The 20,419-nt window shown below is 58.7% G+C and carries 22 protein-coding genes; 15 read left to right on the forward strand and 7 right to left on the reverse strand.

The window, feature by feature from the left end; all coding sequences use genetic code 11:
- Positions 1-24 precede the first annotated feature (24 nt).
- The 4 genes from purM to ACWPM9_RS13700 all read left to right on the forward strand — a co-directional run bounded on the left by purM (position 25) and on the right by ACWPM9_RS13700 (position 4,816).
- Positions 25-1,098: a phosphoribosylformylglycinamidine cyclo-ligase gene (gene purM / locus ACWPM9_RS13685; protein WP_484755468.1), complete on the forward strand. Its 1,074-nt coding sequence runs from the start codon at positions 25-27 to the stop codon at positions 1,096-1,098.
- Entirely contained in the window at positions 1,095-1,751 is a 657-nt protein-coding gene (purN, locus tag ACWPM9_RS13690; RefSeq protein WP_484755469.1) for a phosphoribosylglycinamide formyltransferase, read from the forward strand. The genes purM and purN overlap by 4 nt, the downstream gene beginning before the upstream one ends.
- A 123-nt stretch (positions 1,752-1,874) precedes the next feature.
- A complete protein-coding gene (locus tag ACWPM9_RS13695; RefSeq protein ID WP_484755470.1) occupies positions 1,875-3,737 on the forward strand; it encodes an ABC transporter ATP-binding protein in 1,863 nt (620 codons plus the stop codon).
- Positions 3,738-3,877: 140 nt separating this feature from the next.
- Positions 3,878-4,816, forward strand: a complete 939-nt coding sequence (locus ACWPM9_RS13700; protein WP_428185159.1) for an omptin family outer membrane protease — start codon at positions 3,878-3,880, stop codon at positions 4,814-4,816.
- Between the two features lie 7 nt (positions 4,817-4,823).
- Here the strand turns inward: ACWPM9_RS13700 and ACWPM9_RS13705 are convergent, their stop codons facing one another.
- Genes ACWPM9_RS13705 through ACWPM9_RS13715 form a run of 3 tightly spaced genes read right to left on the reverse strand, consistent with a single transcriptional unit; the run spans position 4,824 to position 8,354 of the window.
- Positions 4,824-5,615 (reverse strand): SDR family NAD(P)-dependent oxidoreductase, encoded by a 792-nt coding sequence (locus ACWPM9_RS13705; RefSeq protein ID WP_484755471.1) that lies wholly within the window; start codon positions 5,613-5,615, stop codon positions 4,824-4,826.
- 22 nt (positions 5,616-5,637) lie between these two features.
- A complete protein-coding gene (locus ACWPM9_RS13710; RefSeq protein ID WP_428185161.1) occupies positions 5,638-6,237 on the reverse strand; it encodes an NUDIX domain-containing protein in 600 nt (199 codons plus the stop codon).
- Complete coding sequence (locus ACWPM9_RS13715) at positions 6,234-8,354, reverse strand: molybdopterin oxidoreductase family protein (protein ID WP_484755472.1); 2,121 nt, start codon at positions 8,352-8,354, stop codon at positions 6,234-6,236. The genes ACWPM9_RS13710 and ACWPM9_RS13715 overlap by 4 nt, the downstream gene beginning before the upstream one ends.
- 75 nt (positions 8,355-8,429) lie before the next feature.
- Here ACWPM9_RS13715 and ACWPM9_RS13720 point away from each other — a divergent pair, with 75 nt between their 5' ends.
- The 5 genes from ACWPM9_RS13720 (at position 8,430) to ACWPM9_RS13740 (ending at position 12,295) form a co-directional block, all read left to right on the forward strand.
- Complete coding sequence (locus ACWPM9_RS13720; protein ID WP_484755473.1) at positions 8,430-9,290, forward strand: 23S rRNA (adenine(2030)-N(6))-methyltransferase RlmJ; 861 nt, start codon at positions 8,430-8,432, stop codon at positions 9,288-9,290.
- Positions 9,291-9,401: 111 nt separating this feature from the next.
- Entirely contained in the window at positions 9,402-10,208 is an 807-nt protein-coding gene (locus tag ACWPM9_RS13725; protein ID WP_484755474.1) for an FkbM family methyltransferase, read from the forward strand.
- Between the two features lie 342 nt (positions 10,209-10,550).
- Complete coding sequence (locus ACWPM9_RS13730; protein WP_484755475.1) at positions 10,551-11,267, forward strand: ribonuclease T2 family protein; 717 nt, start codon at positions 10,551-10,553, stop codon at positions 11,265-11,267.
- Between the two features lie 15 nt (positions 11,268-11,282).
- Positions 11,283-11,885, forward strand: a complete 603-nt coding sequence (locus ACWPM9_RS13735) for a glutathione S-transferase (RefSeq protein ID WP_484755476.1) — start codon at positions 11,283-11,285, stop codon at positions 11,883-11,885.
- 8 nt (positions 11,886-11,893) lie between these two features.
- Positions 11,894-12,295 carry a hypothetical protein gene (locus ACWPM9_RS13740; protein ID WP_484755477.1) on the forward strand — a complete coding sequence of 134 codons (402 nt, stop codon included), beginning with the start codon at positions 11,894-11,896 and terminating at the stop codon, positions 12,293-12,295.
- A gap of 79 nt (positions 12,296-12,374) precedes the next feature.
- Here the strand turns inward: ACWPM9_RS13740 and ACWPM9_RS13745 are convergent, their stop codons facing one another.
- Entirely contained in the window at positions 12,375-13,004 is a 630-nt protein-coding gene (locus ACWPM9_RS13745) for an outer membrane protein (protein ID WP_428185168.1), read from the reverse strand.
- A 515-nt stretch (positions 13,005-13,519) separates the two neighbouring features.
- Between ACWPM9_RS13745 and uvrC the strand changes: the two genes are divergently transcribed.
- The 4 genes from uvrC to ACWPM9_RS13765 all read left to right on the forward strand — a co-directional run bounded on the left by uvrC (position 13,520) and on the right by ACWPM9_RS13765 (position 16,962).
- A complete protein-coding gene (gene uvrC / locus ACWPM9_RS13750) occupies positions 13,520-15,550 on the forward strand; it encodes an excinuclease ABC subunit UvrC (RefSeq protein ID WP_484755478.1) in 2,031 nt (676 codons plus the stop codon).
- Positions 15,551-15,660: 110 nt separating this feature from the next.
- Positions 15,661-16,245, forward strand: coding sequence for a CDP-diacylglycerol--glycerol-3-phosphate 3-phosphatidyltransferase (gene pgsA, locus ACWPM9_RS13755; RefSeq protein ID WP_428185170.1), 585 nt, complete (start codon positions 15,661-15,663; stop codon positions 16,243-16,245).
- A gap of 1 nt (position 16,246) precedes the next feature.
- A complete protein-coding gene (gene moaD, locus ACWPM9_RS13760; RefSeq protein WP_484755479.1) occupies positions 16,247-16,501 on the forward strand; it encodes a molybdopterin converting factor subunit 1 in 255 nt (84 codons plus the stop codon).
- A gap of 2 nt (positions 16,502-16,503) precedes the next feature.
- Positions 16,504-16,962: a molybdenum cofactor biosynthesis protein MoaE gene (locus tag ACWPM9_RS13765; protein WP_428185172.1), complete on the forward strand. Its 459-nt coding sequence runs from the start codon at positions 16,504-16,506 to the stop codon at positions 16,960-16,962.
- 3 nt (positions 16,963-16,965) lie between these two features.
- On the opposite strand, the gene ACWPM9_RS13770 is transcribed toward ACWPM9_RS13765, so the two are convergent.
- Positions 16,966-17,862, reverse strand: a complete 897-nt coding sequence (locus tag ACWPM9_RS13770; protein ID WP_484755480.1) for a branched-chain amino acid ABC transporter permease — start codon at positions 17,860-17,862, stop codon at positions 16,966-16,968.
- A 59-nt stretch (positions 17,863-17,921) separates the two neighbouring features.
- On the opposite strand from ACWPM9_RS13770, the gene ACWPM9_RS13775 reads away from it, so the two are divergent.
- A complete protein-coding gene (locus ACWPM9_RS13775) occupies positions 17,922-18,473 on the forward strand; it encodes a CGNR zinc finger domain-containing protein (protein WP_484755481.1) in 552 nt (183 codons plus the stop codon).
- Complete coding sequence (locus ACWPM9_RS13780) at positions 18,470-18,976, forward strand: hypothetical protein (RefSeq protein WP_484755482.1); 507 nt, start codon at positions 18,470-18,472, stop codon at positions 18,974-18,976. Before ACWPM9_RS13775 ends, ACWPM9_RS13780 begins: the two co-directional genes overlap by 4 nt.
- Before the next feature lie 151 nt (positions 18,977-19,127).
- On the opposite strand, the gene ndk is transcribed toward ACWPM9_RS13780, so the two are convergent.
- Both ndk and ACWPM9_RS13790 read right to left on the reverse strand, forming a co-directional pair.
- Entirely contained in the window at positions 19,128-19,550 is a 423-nt protein-coding gene (gene ndk, locus ACWPM9_RS13785) for a nucleoside-diphosphate kinase (protein ID WP_428185176.1), read from the reverse strand.
- A gap of 149 nt (positions 19,551-19,699) precedes the next feature.
- Positions 19,700-20,383, reverse strand: coding sequence for a glutathione S-transferase family protein (locus tag ACWPM9_RS13790; protein ID WP_484757655.1), 684 nt, complete (start codon positions 20,381-20,383; stop codon positions 19,700-19,702).
- Positions 20,384-20,419: the final 36 nt, after the last annotated feature.

A 20,419-nucleotide genomic window follows, 5' to 3' on the forward strand; every position in this document is an offset into this window, starting at 1 on the left:
AATCGCGAGCCGCGGAGACAAGAAATGAGCCAGTCTGACAGGAACGGTCTGACCTATAGCGATGCAGGCGTGGATATCGATGCCGGCAATCTGCTGGTGGAGAAAATCAAGCCGGCTGTCCGCTCCACCCGTCGCCCCGGCGCCGATGGTGAAATCGGCGGCTTCGGCGGTCTGTTCGACCTGAAGGCTGCAGGCTTTACCGATCCGGTTCTGGTCGCGGCCAATGATGGCGTCGGCACCAAGCTCAAGATCGCCATCGACGCCAATATTCATGACACTGTCGGGATCGACCTTGTGGCCATGTGCGTGAACGACCTCGTCGTTCAAGGGGCCGAGCCCCTGTTCTTCCTCGACTATTTTGCCACGGCAAAGCTTGACCCCGATCAGGGTGCGGCCATCGTCGAGGGTATTGCCGAGGGTTGCCGCCAGTCGGGTTGCGCGCTGATCGGTGGCGAGACGGCAGAAATGCCAGGCATGTATTCCCGTGGCGATTACGACCTTGCCGGCTTTGCCGTCGGTGCAGCCGAACGCGGAAAGCTGCTGCCGGCGTGCGATCTTGCCGAAGGCGATGTGATCCTCGGCCTCGGTTCTTCCGGTGTGCATTCCAACGGCTTTTCGCTGGTGCGCAAGATCGTTGAACTTTCCGGCCTTGCCTGGGATGCTCCGGCGCCCTTTGCCGAGGGCGTTTCGCTGGGCGCGGCCCTTCTCACACCCACCAGGATCTATGTGAAGCCATTGTTGAAGACGATCCGCGAGACCGGTGCCATCAAGGCGCTTGCCCATATTACCGGCGGCGGTTTTCCGGAAAATATTCCGCGCGTCCTGCCCAAGCATCTGGCTGCCGAAATCGACCTTGCCTCCATAAAGCCGCCGGCCGTCTTCTCCTGGTTGTCCAAGACCGGTGGCGTTGCCCGCAATGAAATGCTGCGCACCTTCAATTGCGGCGTCGGCATGATCGTCGTCGTTGCAGCAGCCGATGCCGCGCGCGTTGCGGACGCTCTTTCCGTTGAAGGCGAAACGGTGTTCACGCTTGGACGCATGGTTGCCCGTGAAGACGGTGCTCCAGGTACCATCTATACAGGCGAGCTTGCCCTATGAGCCAAGCCCGCAAGCGCGTCGTTGCCTTTATTTCTGGTAGCGGCTCCAACATGCTTGCCCTCCTGGCCGCGACGAAAGCGGAGGATTTCCCCGCCGAGATCATTGCGGTCATGTCCGACAAGGCTACTGCTGGCGGACTTGAAAAAGCCAGCGCCCTGGGCGTGCCGACTTTCGCATTCCAGCGAAAGGATTACGCCAGCAAGGACGCTCACGAACAGGCGATCCTGCAGAAGCTCGCCGAGCTGAAACCGGACCTCCTCTGCCTGGCGGGCTATATGCGGTTGCTATCGGCCGATTTCATTTCCCCCTATGAAGGTCGCATCCTCAACATCCATCCATCCCTGCTGCCGCTCTTTCCGGGGCTCCATACCCATGACCGGGCGATTGATGCAGGGATGCGGGTCAGCGGCTGCACGGTGCATTTCGTCACCGCCGGCATGGACGAAGGCCCTGTCATCGGTCAGGCCGTCGTTCCGGTGCTGCCAACCGACACATCCGACGATCTGGCCGCGCGCGTGCTCACCGTCGAGCATAAACTTTACCCGGAAGCATTGCGGCAAGTGGCGCTGGGCAACGTGACCATGTCCGCTGAAGGTCGTGTGATCTCGACCAGCACAGCAACCGACGCGAGCGGCTTCGTCCTCTCGCTCTGAATACGATCGGTTACAGACGAATATCCCTTCGTCACATTCGACGGGTTCCCGGATGGCCGGGACTCATGTTTTACTGCGCGTGCTTATTTTCATTCCGAACGAATTTTTGCCCGCGGAGCCGTCATGACGTTGTCCGACCGTATTTTCGGCCCTTTCGAGAGAATATTGCGACCGCTTGAGGTTCCGTACCGTCCGATCCCCTCTGAGGGACCGTTGCGGCTGCTGTTTCACTTCGTCAAAATGGCGCCTGCGACGCTCTTTATCGTCCTTGCACTCTCGGCTCTGGTTGAGATTGTAAACCTGACGATACTGTGGGGCATAGCGCATATGGTCGACGGCGTCTCGAGTGAAGGGGCCATTCCCTATCTCAGCGCGCACCGCGGGGAGCTGGCCGCTTTCGTCTTCCTGTTCTTTCCGGTTACGCCTGCTTTGATTTTTCTTTGCAATACGATCGGCGTGCATGTGCTTTCTGTATCGTTGCCCGTCCTTATTCAGTGGCATGGTCACCAGGCGGTCGAGCGTCAGGACATCGGCTTTTTCCACGACCTGTTCGCGGGTCAAGTCGCGAGCCGTATTGCCCAAGTCGCCTCAGCGGTTAAGCAGCAGTTGGCGGCAGCGGTCTGGACGCTGCCTATCTTCCTCGTACAGATGGCGGGCTCTGTGGCACTTCTCGCTGCCCTTGCTTGGCCGCTCACGCTGCCTGTCTTGTGCTGGATCGCGGTCAACATCGTCATTGCAAAACAGGCGATTCCGCGTTTCAGTGCGACCGCAAAGGCGGCGGCCAAGGCCCGCAGCAGGGTGGTCGGCGAAATGACGGACCTCTACAGCAACATCCAGACCGTGAAACTTTTTGCCGCCGAAGACAGCGAGGCCGGAGCGCTTCGCAAGGTGCTTGGAAAATCGATACACGCGCAGTTCCGCGAACGCCGTATCGGCCTCACTGCTGACTTTGCGGTTATCACCTCTAATGTGCTGTTGTTCATCGCCATCTTCGGCGTCAGTGTCTGGGGACTGGCTACGTCCTTCGTATCGATTGGCGAATTCGTTGCCGCCGTGACGATCACGCAACGGCTTTCAGCCAATTCGCGCGGTTTCTTGAGCCTCGGTCAGCAGATCTTCGAAGCCGTCGGCACGATCCGCGATGCCATGCCGGTTCTGGTGACGCCGCCAAAGGTGGTCGATCAGCCGAATGCCCCTGCCCTGAACGTCACCGGTGGTGCAATCGAGTTCCACAATATCGGCTTTGAATATCACCAGAAGCAGGCCGTCATTCACGACCTCTCTCTCTCCATTCGTTCAGGCGAAAAGGTCGGCCTTGTGGGTCTGTCCGGTGCCGGCAAGACAACGCTGGTCAGCTTGTTGCTGCGGCTCTTCGATCTGGACGCCGGGAAGATTGCCATCGACGGTCAGGATATCGCCGGCGTCACCCAGGCAAGCCTGCGCGCCCAGATCGGGTTTATTGCCCAGGACGTGTCGCTGCTGCATCGCTCCATTGGCGACAATATTCTTTATGGACGGCCGGGCGCGACACAGAAGGAGGTGGAAAATGCAGCACGCTTTGCCCGCGCCGATGAATTTATCGCAGACTTGAAGGATGGCGAAGGGCGTACCGGCTACGAAGCCTTTGTCGGCGACCGTGGGGTACGTCTGTCGGGGGGCCAGCGCCAGCGCGTGGCCATTGCCCGTGTGCTGCTGAAGGATGCCCCGATCCTGGTGCTGGACGAGGCAACGTCGGCGCTGGACAGCGAGGCGGAGGCCGCCATTCAGGAAAAGCTCGACATGCTCATGGATGGCAAGACGGTGATCGCGATTGCCCACCGGCTTTCGACCATTGCCCGCATGGACCGGATCATCGTTCTCGACAAGGGACGCATTGTCGAACAGGGGAGCCCCGATCGTCTGCTGGCACAAGACGGCCTGTATGCGCGGCTGTGGCAGCGCCAGACCGGCGGCTATATCGCCTCACGCGAGGAAGCGACGGACTAAGCTTGGCGCACGTTGCGTGACGTCGCTACGCGCGTGAATTAGTACCGCATAAATCTATAATTAACTATATTCTGCGAAAATTCTCGCAATATGGTTTTGCCTTGTTTTCAGGCGAATAGAGCGTCAGCGGAGTGTCGAGCGTGTCCAATTCGCGTCAATATTTCAGCCTCGCCGTCTGCCTTTTTACAGCTGGTGCGGTCCATCATGCAGCCGCAGACGACAACCTGATCTCCGGCTCCATCGATGCCGGCATCATGGATATCTATGCCACGGAAACGGTCCATTCCGGCAGTTTCAAGATCAGCGAACTGGATTGGGAAACCAAGAATGTGCCTGTTCTGCGCGGATCGCTTGGCATAGAGATTGCGCCCGAGTGGCAGCTTAAAGTCAATGGCCGCGTCGGCTTCAAGGGCGACGGCAAGATGACCGACTATGACTGGATCAGTCCTTATTACATCGATACCAGCAAGAGCGGCTGGAGTGACCGTTCCATTCACCCCGACACCGGGCTTGATCATTTTTACAGTGGCGGCATCGAAATCAATCGTAAATTTGTCGATGACCCGCGCAACACGCTGTCAGGCGGTATCGGGGTAAAATACACCGACCTGCAATGGACCTCACGCGGCGGTTCCTACCTCTACAGTACCACTGGCACGCGCGACACGTCGGGCACGTTCACCGACGGAGAAAAAGTCATCACCTATCGCCAGCAGATTCCAACCGCCTATGCGCATATCGACGGTTCGCGCAAATTCGGGCGACTGAGCATCGACGGCGGGCTTGAGGGCGGTTTTGCCTTTGCCGCCAAGGCAACGGACAACCACTGGCTTCGCGATCTGGAATTCACTGACGAGTTCGATTTTGCCCCGACCTTCGGCGCAAGCCTTGGGGCGTCCTACACGCTTACACCGAAAGCGTCGCTCTATCTGACGGCCAATTACGACTTCACCAATCTCGGCCGTGGCGACACCAAGACCTACAACACATCGACGGGCGTACGGAATTCGTATGACGAGGCTGCGGGAGCCACGCTTCGCACCATCTATGTCGGCGCGGGCCTGAAGGGCAGCTTCTGATCCGCGATCATTTCTGGCGGCTCATGACATAGGCCGCGCCTTTGGCCAGCAGGCTGCGGGGAAAAATCCTGGAGGTTAGGACCGCCAGCTTGTTGGCGATGCCTGGCACCACGCCTGCCCTGCCGCTGAAAAGTGCCTCAAGTCCCGCTTCCGCCACCGGTTGAGCATCCATCATGAAGGATCCCACCAGTGGATTGAGAGTATGACCAGCGCGTGACCAGAAACCGGTTTCGGTCGGTCCCGGCGAAAGCACACTGACCTTGATATTCTTGCGCCGCAGTTCCTCGCGCAAGGAATAGCCAAGCGACAGCACATAGGCTTTGGTGGCGGCATAGACCGCGTAGCCGGGAATGGGTTGGAATGCGGCTGCGCTTGCGACCAGCAAAATATGCCCGCCGCCACGCTTGACCATCTCTGCCGCAAAGAGATGGCAAAGTTCGGTCAAGGCGCGGATATTGACATCGATCATGCCCAATTCATCCTCAACCGTGTGAGAGATGAAGCGACCGTGGCAGCCATAGCCTGCATTGTTGACGAGCGCATCGACGGTGATGCCGCGACGTTCCAGCGCCGCTTTCAACCGCCGGGCGGCACCTGGCTGGCTCAAATCGGCAGCGTCAGCCACGACCTCGACGCCATGGGCGGACCTGAGCGTATCACCGAGCGCCGCCAATGCCTCCTCGCTGCGCGCCGTGACGATGATGTTATAGCCTCTGTGCGCCAGATTATGGCAGAACGCCTGACCCAGTCCGCCCGTTGCGCCGGTCACAAGCGCCCATTTGGCAGAAGTCGATGCCATGCGTTTCTCCCGATTTGAATGTCTAGTTGAAGAGACGGTCGCGGTTGAGCGCTGCCCATTGCAGGAAGACAACCGTCTTGCCGTCGACAATGGTGCCGCTTTCGATCATCGCCAGCGCCTCATCCAGCGGGAGCTCGCACAGTTCCAGGTCTTCATGCTCGTCTTCCAGGCCGCCGCCTGCTGCCACCTTGGCGGAATCGTCGACCGAGGCGCTGTAGAAATGCACTTTCTCGGTCACAGCGCCTGGCGACATGTAGAGCGAAAACAGTTTGGTCGGCGCCTCGACCTTGTAGCCGGTTTCCTCCAGCGCCTCGCGGCAGATGGCTTGTGCCGGATCCTCGTCCTTTTCCAGTGCGCCGGCCGGCACCTCCAGCAGGAAGGCATGATCTCCGCGCAGAAAAGCCGGGACGCGAAACTGGCGCACGAGCACCACAGTCTGGCGCTGGCTGTTGAACAGGAAGAGTGCCACCGCTTCACCGCGATCGAACACTTCCCAATCCAGCCGGTCGGTTTTTCCATCGTCCCCGGTGTAGTCGAAGGTCACGCGACGCAGGCGGCTCCAGCCGTCCCACAGGGTCTCGTCGGAGACAACGTCTATTGTCGTCCTGTCGAATTTGCTCATGCGGTTTCCTTGCACAGCCAGACACGGTTGTCGTGGAACGCCGCGCCCCCATGCGGTGCCACGGCATCGGCACCGGTCAGTACATTGATACCCTCGCCATCGACATGGGCCTTATTGGGCCATAAGCCCTCGGCGACCAGAACGCCTGCCTTGACCTCCCCCGTCACCCGGGCATGGATGCGGATTTCGCCTCGGTTGTTTCCAAGTTTCACCAGATCGCCGTTTTCAATGCCAAGACGCTCGGCATCGGCATGCGCGACCATCACCTGTGGCCGCCCTTCCTTATCGGACGAGGTCCTGGTCTCGGCGAAGGTGGAGTTCAAGAAGTTACGGGCGGGCGATGTGGTCAGGCGGAAGGGGTGAACCTGATCGGCTGCTTCAATCATATCGACCTGGTCCGGAAAGCCCGGCAATTCGGCCATCGGTCCCATATTGCCGATCGTATCCGGCGGACTGTTGGGTGTGACTGTCCCCGCCCAGTCAGGGCTGAACCGGAACTTGCCGTCCGCATGGCCAAAACCGTTGAGGAAATGCGCGTCCTCGAAGGGCGGCTGGCAATCGAACCATTTTTCCTGCTCCAGCACGTCAATGCCGGGATGTCCGGCACCGGTCAGGATACGGTCGATATGCTGGCGCTCATCCATGCCGAAGCCCGGCATATCGGCGATGCCGAGACGTTTGGCCAGTTCCTCGATCACGTAGAGATTGCTGCGCACGGTGTCCGGCGGCTCGACGATCTTGGGTCCAAGCAGGATATGGCTGTGGCCACCGCCCCGATAAATGTCGTCATGCTCCATGAACATTGTGGCCGGAAGGACGATATCGGCAAGAGCAGCCGTATCCGTCATGAACTGCTCGTGGACAATGGTGAAGAGGTCGTCGCGCAGGAAGCCCTGCTTGACCAGCCGCTGTTCAGGCGCAACGTTCACCGGATTGGTGTTCTGGATGAGAAGTGCCGTCACCGGCCCGCCATGGCGCAGGGCCTCGGCATCGCCCGTCAAGACGCGGCCAATTTGCGACTGATCGAGCGAACGCACGGTGGGATCGGCATAGGCCGTGCCCATCAGCAGCGATTTGTCGAAACGGTAGATGCCGCCATTGTTGTGGAAGGCACCTCCACCTTCATATTGCCAGGAACCAAGTACCGTCGGCACCGACAATGCGGCATGCATGGCAACGGAGCCATTGCGCTGGCGGGTGAACCCGTAGCCGAGCCGGAAGAAGCTTTTCCGGGTCTGGCCCACCAAAGCCGCAAAGGCTTCGATCTCCTCGACGGATAGGCCCGTGATCGATGCTGCCCATTGCGGTGTCCGGCTCTTCAGATGCGCCTCAAGGCCCGATGGATCGTCCGTGTATTTGTCCATATAGGCGCGATCGGCATATCCATCGCGGAACGCAATGTGCATGACCGCGCAGGCGAGCGCCGCATCTGTGCCCGGTCGGACGACCAGCGCCATATCGGCCTGCTTCATCGTCGGATTATCGTAGACATCGATGACGACGATCCTGGCACCGCGCTCCTTGCGCGCCTTGATGGCATGGGTCATCACATTGACCTGGGTGGCCACCGCATTGGTACCCCAGATGACAACGCAATCGGCCTTGGCAATCTCGCGCGGGTCGGCGCCGCGCAAAGCGCCTGTGCCCATCACATAGCCGGTCCAGGCCATGTTGGTGCAGATCGAGCCGAAGAAACCGGAATAACGCTTGGCGTGACGTAGCCGCTCGATGGAATCGCGCTGCACCTGACCCATCGTGCCGGCATAGAAATAGGGCCAGACCGCGTCTGCCCCATGGTTCTGCTCGGCCTTGAGCAGGCCTTCGGCTGCTTCATCGAGGGCCGCCTCCCACGAGATCTCCTGCCAGACACCTTCGCCTTTTGCGCCGGTGCGGCGCTTAGGCGTCATCAGGCGGTCAGGATGATAGATACGCTCGGCATAACGGGCGACCTTGGCGCAGATGACACCGGCGGTGTAGCTGTTGTCGGCAGCGCCCCTCACCCGGCCCACACGGCCATCCGGCCCGAGGTCGACATCAAGTGCGCAAGCGGAGGGACAGTCATGCGGACAGACCGTATGACCGATGGTGCGGGAGGTGTTGGGACTGGCGATGTTCATTGCTTTTCTATATGGCAAGCAGCGCGGGCTCAAAAGCCCCATTTCCATAAATCATAGAACACATCAGGATCGCAGATGAACTACCGTCACATCTATCACGCCGGCAATTTTGCGGATGTGTTGAAGCATGCGGTGCTGGCGCGCCTGGTCGTCTATATGCAGCAGAAAGACAAGGCCTTTCGCGTGCTCGATACGCATGCTGGAATTGGCGTCTATGATCTCTCGAGCGAGGAAGCGCAGAAGACCGGCGAATGGCAGGACGGCATCGGACGCTTGCTGGAGGCCGAGCTGTCGCCCAAGGCAAAGGCGCTGCTCTCCCCCTATCTCGACGCGGTGCGAGAGCTGAACCCCAAGGGACCGGTGACGGTCTATCCGGGATCGCCGAAGCTCGCGCGGATGTTGTTTCGCCCGCAAGACCGGCTTTCGGCCATGGAACTCCATCCGGATGATTACCGCGCACTTGCGCGCCTCTTCGAGGGTGATTTTCAGGCGCGCGTGACCGAACTGGACGGCTGGCTGGCACTGGGCGCACATCTGCCGCCGAAGGAAAAGCGCGGCATCGTGCTCGTCGATCCGCCATTCGAGAAGGACGGTGAATATCTTCGCATCGCAGACGGACTGGCAAAGGCCTATCGCCGTTTTGCCACCGGCACCTATTGCCTCTGGTATCCGATCAAGAAGGGCGCACCCATCGAAGAGTTTCATCAGGCACTGCAGGCTCTGGAAATCCCGAAAATGCTCTGCGCCGAGCTTCTGGTGCGCAGCGATCGCGATATCACAGGGCTGACCGGATCAGGACTCGTGATCGTCAACCCACCCTTCACGCTCAAGGATGAACTGCACACACTGCTGCCGGAGTTGAAGAAAATTCTGGGCGTCGATCGCTATGCGTCGCAGCGTTGCTTCTGGCTTAGAGGCGAATCCGAGAAGATTTGAAAAAATTTAATTAAATCCGAACCTTAACCATCAAAGTGCAAGAAGCACTGATTTATTTGCATTACCTAATCAATCCTCGTTAATTGAATTAAACGATTAGGGAAAATTGTAATGCTTAAATCCGCGATCCGTTCATACACGCCTGAAATCATCTACGATCTATTTCGTCGCACCAAGCAAGAGCGAATGACACGGCAGTTTGCCGCATACGACGCCACCCATAATTTCGCGGGCAAACGGCTGAACATGCATATCGCAGATCCTGTTGGTTCAGCCTGGTACGATCACGATGAAGACAACCTTCCCGAACTCGAGTTCCTCAAGCGCTTCAAGCTCGCCGGTAAGACGATCTTCGATCTGGGCGCGCACCAATGCATGGTTGCCATGCTTCTGGCGGAACTGGCCGGCAAGACTGGCAAGGTGGTGGCTGTCGAAGCCAATGCGCATAACCAGCGGGTTGCCGAGCGCAACATCGCCATGAACGGCTACCGCAACATCACCTGCCTTCACGGACTTGTCTCGTCGGGGAAAATTGCTGTCTCGATCGATGGCGGGCTCAACGGTCGCGCCCGGAGTGCCGGTGCCGGGTCCGCCAAGGTTGCTGTTTTGTCGATTGACGAATTGACCGCTGTCCATGGTGCACCGGCACTGGTTTTTCTGGATATCGAGGGGCACGAGATCGAGGCCTTGGGTGGCGCAACGCAAACGCTGTCGCATACGACATCACACTGGTTCATCGAGCTTCATGGTGACGCCGATCTGTCGACCTACGGTCACAAGAACAGCGATATCTTCAAATTCTTTCCGGCCCGGGCCTTCAACGCCCATATCCTCGACGTCAAAAGCGGGGAATTCTTGCCCTTGTCGACCGGCAATCTGCCGAATGACCGCTGCCACGTCTTCTTCGAACGCCGCTGAGGCCTCTTGATAGCGAGAGGCGGAGCCGTTCCGCCTCCCCAAGCTTGATGGCTTGACCTCTCCCGAGTTAGCCAACATTGTTGCAAAAACGGGAGACTCATGATGGGCAATCGCTTCTTCATCAGTAGGTTAGCCGCAACTGGCGCATTCTTGAGCGCGGGCCATGCGGCGATGGCTTCGAGTTCAAACCGCACCCCCAATTCCGCCGACAATACTTTCGACCACGAAAGCCGTTATCTGCTGCTCCGTCATTGTTTGCCGGAGGAGCGGCCCCACACGACATTGCAGCGATAGAGGTCCGCCATGCACCGCTATTATGGCATAGCCGCCTTTGTCGGCCTGATGATTGCTGCGGGCCTCATGATCTTCCTGCAAGATCCTATCGTGCCCAGTTGGGACGTGGAAGATACTCCGGCGGTCATCGTTCAAGCCGCCCCCAAACCCGTCCCTGCCCCTGCTGAAAGCACGAAACCTTTGCCCATTGGACAGGGCTTCGACTTCTACGTCCTGTCCTTGTCGTGGTCGCCAAGCTACTGCCTGTCAGACGAGGGAGAGGGCAACCAGCAGCAATGCGGCTCCTCCAAGGCATTCGGACTGATCGTGCACGGGCTGTGGCCGCAATATGAAAAAGGCTATCCCGAATCCTGCGCCAGCGACCAGCCGGACCGCGTTCCAGATAACCTCGGCCAGCATTATCTCGATATCATGCCGAGCATGGGGTTGATCGGGCATGAATGGCGCAAGCATGGCACCTGTTCCGGTCTGTCCCAGGCGGATTATTTTCGCGTGACGCGCGCCGCGTTCGAGAAGCTGAAAATACCGGACACATTGCAGCAACCCGCAATTCGCCAAACCGTGAGTCCTGACGGACTGGAGCAGCAATTCGTCGCCGTCAATCCCGGACTTTCGACGAAAGCCATGTCCGTGACCTGTGACGGGGAAAGGCTGGAGGAAGTGCGCATTTGCATGACAACCGATTTAACATTCCGGGCGTGCGAGGAAGTTGATAGAAAGTCGTGTCAACGTTCATCGATCACGATACCGCCGGTCGCCAATTAAACCTCAGGAAACGACATGAAACTGCTTTACTCTTCGACGTCCCCCTATTCGGCCAAGGTGCGGATGGCCGCGCGCTATCTGGAACTGGATATCGAATCGGTGAAAGTGGATACCACGGCGGCGCCGGACATTCTGATCGAGAATAATCCGTTGGGGAAAATTCCAACACTGGTGCGCGGGGATGGGCAATTGGCGATCTTCGACAGCCGCGCCATCATGCAGTATCTCAACCGGATTTCGGACGGTAAGCTTTATCCCAAAAAGGGCGAGAAGCGCACCGAAGCGGAGCGCCTTGAAGCGCTGTGCGACGGGACGACCGATTGCCTTCTGGCAATTGTCTATGAACGCCGCTTTCGCCCGGAAGAGATGCTTTACCAGCCTGTCATCGACAAGCAGTGGTCAAAGGTGGAGCGCGGTCTCGACTATCTGAACGCCAATATGCCGAAAACCGGAAAGACATTGCATGGCGGTCATTTCGCGCTTGCCGCCTTGCTCGGTTACCTGATGCTGCGTTTTCCCGGACAGTGGGAAAAGGGCCGTACGGAACTGGCTGCGTGGCCTTCGAAATTCGCCAAGCGTTTCGATGGCTGGAGCGAAATGAAGCCGCAGTCACGGTGAGGCAAACAATGAAAACAGACTGGCCTCTAATTCGTGAAATGATGAACGCAGCGATTGATGCCTGCGAGCGCATTGAAGCGACCGGCTTTGAGCCAAAAGATCGTGACGCGACGACCACAGTAAACGGGCAAGCGGTCAGCGTCAGCGATTTCCTGACCAGTGGATGGTCCCTGCCTGAGACGGTGCGCTACTCAATTATCCGCGCACGCCATGACGCCGGCAATGATCTGCCTTATGTTCCTGAGACGGCACGCATCCTGACTGCAATGGCTGCTGCCAGTGCCGAACTGATTGGAGCGTTGGGGCAAAACCCGGCAAGTGGAGATGTTCGACGGATGATCGAGTGGTTCAAGCTCCACGCAGCAACCGGCGTAGAAAAGGCAGTCGCCGAGCGGCTCAGGGAATTATAGAGCTTGATAAAAGAGAAGCCGGGACGAACCCGGCTTCCAATTGGTGCTGCTTCACTCGTGAAGCGTACTTACGGCGTTCTTAGAACTTGACGCCGATACCGAGCTTGACGCTGTGATCGTCAAAGCCGCGCGATACGGTTGTACCGCCGAGGTCGAAGTCACGGTCCATGTAGTCGGTGTAGCGGTATTCCACGCGTGCGGTGATGTTATCCGTCACCAGGGCTTCAACACCGGCACCGACTGTATAACCGGCCGAGACCTTCTCGTCAGAGCCTGCGGCGCTGCTGAGTTCATGATTGCCGACGGCCAGACCACCGGTACCGTAGATCAGGAACGGGTTCATGTCGTAACCGACGCGACCACGGATCGAGCCGTTGAGGCCTTCCTTGCTGTCGATGCCGGCGCCGGCCGAGCCTTCCTGGTTGTTGTAGCTGATGTCAGCTTCCGGACCGTAGACGATCTGGCCGCTCTGCATGTTGTAACCACCGTAGAGGGTACCGCCAACGGCGTCGCCCAAGTTGCTGCCACCCCAATCATAGGTGACGCCACCACCGATATATCCACCGGTCCAGCCAGAGGCTGGCACATAGGTGTTTTCGGTGGCGACTGGCGGTGCTGGGATCTGGTCGACCGCATCAGCTGCCTGGGCCGCGCTGAAGCTCACGAGAGCTGCCGAAGAGACCATGAGGGTCAGAATGAGTTTACGCATAAAAAATTCTCCTTTTCGGTTCAGGCCGCCGAACAGCTGTTTGTTCCTGCGATATGAACGTTAGACGGTTCCTGTCCGTTCCCGAGGAAAATGAAATTCAATTGAGGATTTGAAAGAGCCAAAATGTGAAATGTTTGTGGCGCCCAAGTGGTGAAAGTTAGATGTTGCTATTATGCGACAGGGATTTTATTAACCCTAATAAATAGTAAAGTCAGATCTACTTGATATCGCACACTTTTACTTGAGAACGAAGATGTTTGCCGCTTGTGTTGTTTTTGGTGTGTTATCAAGCCAGCGTGTTCGCCAAACGTAAAAACACGCCTATATGACTCGTGGCTTCGATTCTTTGCGCCCATGCACACGGAGAATCGAGCCCGACCACGGCAGCGGTGGTCGTAAAGGCACGAAAATTGGATGCCGCTTTGCCGGAGATCAGCGTTCTACAGACGCAAACAGGTACAGGCGCATGAACAATCTCGCATTTGGCTGATACCACATGCGAAGGAGAATAAAGCATGACGGGCGGCAAGCTCAGCGATGGCGGTGTGCTCTATGATGGCACAGAAGATGATGACGATGGCGTGGTCGCCGATATTGTCGAGGCCGCAACGACCCTGTCTATCGACTGGAACGAGAGCGGCGATGTTCCCTCCGAGCTGAAGGGTGCAGAACTGATTGGCGAGTTCGTCAAGAAGCTGCCGAACGCCCCTGGTGTCTACCGCATGCTGAATGCCGCGCGGGAGGTTCTCTATGTCGGCAAGGCGCGCTCTCTAAAGAAACGGGTCAGCAATTACGCGCAAGGACGGCTGCATTCCAACCGGCTGGCGCGCATGGTACGCGAAACGACCCATATGGAATTCGTCACGACCCGCACCGAGGTCGAGGCGCTGCTGCTCGAAGCGAACCTGATCAAACGGCTGCGTCCGCGTTACAATGTGCTTTTGCGCGACGACAAGAGCTTTCCCTACATTATGATCACCGGCGACGGGAAGGCCCCCGCGATCTACAAGCACCGGGGTGCGCGGGCGCGCAAGGGTGATTATTTCGGCCCCTTCGCCTCGGCAACGGCTGTCGGGCGCACCATCAATTCGCTGCAACGGGCCTTTTTGCTGCGCACCTGCACCGACAGCGTCTTCGAAAGCCGCACCCGCCCGTGCCTGCTCTATCAAATCAAGCGTTGTTCGGGGCCTTGCACCGGCGAGGTCAGCGACGCGGACTATGCGGAACTGGTCAAGGAGACCAAAGACTTCCTTTCCGGCAAAAGCCAGAAGGTGAAAGAAACCATGGCGCGGACCATGAACGAGGCGGCCGAAGATCTCGACTTCGAGCGGGCCGCCGTGTTCCGCGACCGGTTGGCCGCACTCTCCCATGTGCAGAGCCACCAGGGCATCAATCCGGCCGGTGTCGAGGAAGCCGATATTTTCGCCATCCATCAGGAGGGCGGGCTATGCTGCATTCAGGTGTTCTTCTTCCGCACCGGACAGAACTGGGGCAACCGCGCCTATTTCCCCAAGGCCGACCCGCAGCTTTCCGGCGCCGAGGTGCTGTCTGCCTTCCTCGCGCAGTTTTATGACGACAAGCCGGTGCCCAGGCAGATCCTGCTGTCGGAGACGATAGAGGAGCAGGAGCTTCTGGCGCTGGCTCTATCGGAAAAGGCTGCCCACAAGGTGCTGGTTCTGGTTCCGCAGCGTGGAGAAAAGAAGGACCTTGTCGATCACGTTGTTGCCAATGCGCGCGAGGCCCATGGGCGCAAGCTTGCCGAGACCTCGTCTCAGGCGCGACTGCTGCAGGGCATGAAAGAGACCTTCTCACTCGATTACACACCGCGACGCATCGAGATCTATGACAACTCCCACATCATGGGCACCAATGCGGTCGGCGGCATGGTGGTCGCCGGGCCAGAGGGCTTTGTGAAAAACCAATACCGCAAGTTCAACATCAAATCGGAAGACATCACCCCCGGCGATGACTTCGGCATGATGCGCGAGGTGATGACCCGACGTTTCTCGCGGTTGATCAAGGAAGAAGGCAAGCCGGACCGGAGCACAACGACAACAGAGGATGCCGCCGATGCTGCCTTTCCCGCATGGCCGGATGTGATCCTGATCGACGGTGGCCAGGGACAGATGTCGGCTGTGCGCAAGATCCTCGACGATCTCGACATTACCGATTGCGTAACAGCCATCGGCATTGCCAAGGGCGTGGACCGCGAGGCCGGACGGGAACGCTTCTTCGTCAAGGGAAAGCCAGACTTCTCGCTGCCACCGCGCGATCCCGTGCTCTATTTCATCCAGCGCATGCGTGACGAGGCTCACCGTTTCGCCATCGGTTCGCACCGCGCGCGGCGCAAGAAGGAGATGGTGAAAAACCCGCTGGACGAGATCGCCGGCATCGGGCCGACCCGCAAGCGGGCGATCCTGCAGCACTTCGGCACAGCCAAGGCAGCTTCGCGGGCAGCGATCAGCGATCTGATGGCGGTCGACGGAATTTCCGAGGCCGTCGCAAAGCTCGTCTACAATCATTTTCACGAAAACGGTGCAGATTGACGCGGGCTGGCCTTTTGCTGGGCGCCTGCGACATTAAATATAACGAGGCGTGTTGACGGCTTGCGTCGGAAACCGTCATCTACGGTCGAAATATCGGATAGCAGGACATCATGGCTTCGCGCGCATATAATATTCCCAATTTATTGACATACGGTCGCATTCTGGCGGTTCCGTTGATCGTCGTCTGCTTTTTCATTGAGGGCAAACTGCAAAGTACCGATTTCGCGCGCTGGACGGCCTTCTGGATCTTCGTCGTCGCCTCCCTCACCGATTTTCTCGATGGTTATCTCGCCCGCATCTGGAACCAGACATCGAATATCGGCCGCATGCTGGACCCGATCGCCGACAAATTGCTGGTCGCCTCCGTCCTGCTGCTGATGGCCGCCGATGGCACGATTGCCGGCTGGTCGATCTGGGCGGCCATTACCATCCTTTGCCGCGAAATCCTGGTATCGGGCCTGCGCGAATATCTGGCCGCGCTGAAGGTATCGGTGCCGGTGACGCGTATCGCCAAATGGAAGACCACCGTGCAGTTGGTGGCCATCGCATTTCTTCTGGCTGGTCCCGCAGGCGACAAGGTGCTGCCCTATACGACCGAGATGGGCATCGCGCTGCTGTGGCTGGCGGCCATCCTGACCTTCTATACCGGCTACGATTATTTCCGGGCCGGCGCCAAGCACATCATGGAAGAGTGACATGGTGAAACTCGTCTATTTCGCCTGGGTGCGCGAACGGATCGGCAAGCCCGAAGAGGAACTCAACCTGCCGACGAGCGTCGTCACTGCCGGCGATCTGATCGAGCATCTGCGCGGACTTGGCGAGGAATACGAAAACGCATTGCAGTTTCCACAGGCCATCCGGGTTGCGATCAATCAGGAGCATGTCGAGCATGACGAACCGATCGCCGGCGCAGGCGAGATAGGGCTCTTTCCACCGATGACGGGCGGGTAACCATGGTCCAGCCGACCATTCGCGTGCAGCGTGAAGACTTCGATCTGAATGCGGAGACAAAGCGTCTGGCCCAAGGCCGCCGCGATATCGGAGCTATCGTTTCCTTCTCAGGTCTGTGCCGCGACGAAGGTGGGCAGCTATCAGCGCTGGAACTCGAACACTATCCCGGCATGGCCGAAGCGGAAATGACGCGGATTGCCGACGAGGCGATTTCACGCTTTGATCTTCTGGGGCTCACGGCCATCCACCGGTTCGGCAAGATCGCTCCGGGCGAGAATATCGTGCTGGTCGTGGCTGCTGCCCCGCACCGGCAGGCTGCTTTCGATGGTGCCAATTTCATGATGGATTACCTGAAGACCTCGGCACCGTTCTGGAAGAAGGAACACGCTATCGACGGTCGAAGCCGCGACTGGGTGGCCGCCAAGGACGCCGACGACGCTGCCCGCGACAAGTGGTTGTGATCGTCACGGCGCCAACCGCTCCCGTCGCGACAAAACAAGCAGGACCACCAGAGCCGAGACGATGACGAAGTCCCGCCAGAGGATGGGCGCGTAGCCGCTCCAGAAGGTTTCGGCCACACCAACACCTGCAGCCCCCACAGCCGCGCGAAGCGGGTGAGCATGGCCACCGGCCGCGGCAATCAAAACGACCTTGAGACCGAAAACAAGGCCAGCGCCGAAGTCCATCGTTCCGTAATAGGAGGTGGCGAGCAGACCGCAGGTGGCGGATATGGCCGATGCTGCCACATAGGCGAGAACGAAGACCTTGCCGGAAGCCGCACCGCAAAGTTCTGCGGCCAGCGGATCGTCAGCCACTGCCCGCCAGATACGCCCCGCCCGGGTCTGGCGCAAAACCGCCTGGCCACCCAGCACAATCGCCGTCATCAGTGCCGCATTGCCGATCTGGATCACAGTCAGCGTGACACTGAAGGTGCCATCGCGCCAGAACGTGATGGAGGTATTGAGAAAGGGCGGCAGCCACAGGTTTCCGCTTTCAAGCGCCAGCCTGCCGGTTTCCGACAAGACGATCAGCACCGCCAGACTGGCGACGATGACAGTGTTGGGCGATAGCCGGTACAACGGCCGCATGACCGAGCGGGCAATCAGTGCTCCCGCCCCCACGGCATAGACAAGGGACAGAGCAGCCCCGAAGGCCAGGGCCGCTGGAAAGATCAGACGAAAGTCGTTCCAGCCGACACCGGTGAAGAGCAAATAGAGTTGGCCGGCAAATGCGAACAACGCGCCATAAGTGATATCCGCACGTCTGGTCATACCGAAGGCCAGAGCATAGCCGAAGGCGAGCGCGGCATAGAGTGCTGCGACGGGAACGGCATTGGCGAGTTGCTGCAGGAAATAGCTCATGACGGCCTCCACCCAAATTTATAACTGGTAAAATGATTTTTACCAGTTAGTATTTCACCATGGATTTTGCCTGGACCCCTCATCGCTTCTCCGGCGGCGCGCTCGCACTGGATGTCGCCAACAGCGTCATTTTGCGGTTCGACCCCGAACGCTCGATCGACCGTTTTGCCATCACCGCGCAGATGGATGATTTCGTGCCGGCGGCGATCACCCATTGCGCAGAGCGCCAGCAGGTCAACGGCCTGACGGCAGCGACAACCGCCAATGTTGAGGATTTCCTCGCCTTGCGCGAAGCCATCGACGACTATTTTCGGGCACGCACGCTCGGGAACGATGACCGACACCTGCTTGCATGGATGCTCGCCCTTGCTGCCCGCAACCTGTCGGCGGCTGCCAGTGATACAGCGCTGGAAGCCCGCACCGCACGCTCGGCGCTTGCCCTCATCTGCGAGCCCGATCCACAGCGCATGAAGATCTGCGGCAACTGCGGCTGGCTGTTCATCGACCGCAGCAAGAACCGCAGCCGCACCTGGTGCGACATGGCCGTATGCGGCAATCGCGCCAAGGCCAACCGTCACTATCAACGACAAAAGCAGGGGATAGCGCCATGAAAGCGCCGATCACGACAATGGCCATGCTGGCGGCTTTGCTTGCCGCAGGTGGCTGCCAGCGCGAGGATGAGGGACCGCTTGCCATTGAAGGCAAGCTCTTTGCCTTCAACTACCGCGTCTCGACCGCAACCTATGTGCTGACGCTTGCGCGCAAGTCGACACTGCCGGAGCACAGCTTTATCGAAACCAACTACGAAGACCCGCGCGGCGGGCCACCGATCGTGACGAAGACGAAGATCTTCCCATCTTGGACGAAGGTGGCACTGGAAAGCCCGCCCATCCACTGTGTCGTCAAGAACAGACCCTATCACGTGACGATGACCGTGACCGATGGCAAGGGCGACCTGATCCAGACCATCGAGACGACCCTCACCTCAGACCTCGACCAGAGCATATTGCCAGCAAAACCGCTCATCGTCGGGGCGATCTATACGGCCAATCCCGAGGTCTACAAGCCCGGCCAAAAGCCGGATTTTTCCCCGGAAGCATGCCCGGCGACATGAGAGAATGCGGATCTCAAATCCAGCACATCCTGCCACGGACGATGTGAACCAAGGCGCGGACAAGCATCCGATGCTCGCAAAAAAACGGCGCCATCCGGCGCCGTTTTCTCATATCCATCAATTAGTTCAGACTTGCGCCTGACAGTCTGATTCAGCCGACGATTTCGGTGTCGGAGAACCAGTACTTGATTTCTTCAGCAGCCGTTTCAGGCGCGTCCGAACCGTGAACCGAGTTCTCGCCGATGGACAGAGCGTGGGTCTTGCGGATGGTGCCTTCGTCCGCGTTGGCAGGGTTGGTTGCACCCATGACTTCGCGGTTCTTGAGGATTGCGCCTTCGCCTTCCAGAACCTGAACGACGGTCGGGCCGGATGTCATGCCTTCAACCAGTTCGCCGAAGAAAGGGCGTTCCTTGTGAACGGCATAGAAGCCCTCAGCTTCGCGGGTGCTCATCCAGACGCGCTTGGATGCAACGACGCGCAGGCCAGCATCTTCGAGCATCTTGGTGATGGCGCCCGTCAGGTTACGCTTGGTTGCGTCCGGCTTGATCATCGAAAAAGTGCGTTCAATCGCCATGTGTGATGTCCTCTTGTGGAATAGGGAAAGTGGGCGGTTTCTAGCGGCGAAGGGACTGAAAAACAAGAGGGATGCACGAATTTCACGCCGGCGTCACAATTGCACGCCGGCGCGGCTCGATCTTGACCAGAGGCGGCCTGTTGCGGCCGTCAGGCGACCTTGCGGGGTTCACCGGCAAAGAGATCGAGGCAGCGCTGATACCAGGCAAAGACGGGATCTTCTTCCGGCAGGTAAACAGAGCCGCTGGCGATATCGAGCCATTTCAAGGCGCCGAAGACGATATAATCGGCAAACAAGGGGGTTTCACCCCCAATGAAGGGCTGGTGCGCCAGCAGGTAGCGCACCGGCTTCAGCTTGTCGGCAAACTCGGCGATCTCGGTGTCGCGGCCTGCGGCCACCTCCTCGATCTGCTTGCCAAGGCGCTTGCTGCGACTTTCGCGGAAATAGGACTGATCCTCCGGCCCCAGCATGTTGCAGATATCGACGATGGCAATCCTGGTGACGGCCGGGTGAACTGTGGTGTTGGAGAAGGCTTCGACGAAACGTGCCATGGCCAGGCCACCATCTCCGCCAAAGAGAGACGGACGATCGGGATAGGTCTCTTCCAGATAACGGGCGATGGCAAAGCTGTCGGAAATCAGCGTCTCTCCATCCCGCAGAAGCGGAACCGTTTTGGATACACCGTTTTCAACGCCCGGTATCGCTGTGAAGGCCTTGGGACTTTCGACGAATGGCAACCCCTTGTGGTGCAGGGCCATCACCACCTTCCAGCAATGGGGTGAAAACGGTCGCGTTTCATCCGCGCCGCACAAGGAGTAAAGAGTGATGGTCATCATAAACCTCGCTGAAAATCCAGGCCCTGATTGTTA

Source organism: Agrobacterium sp. H141, assembly GCF_057158725.1.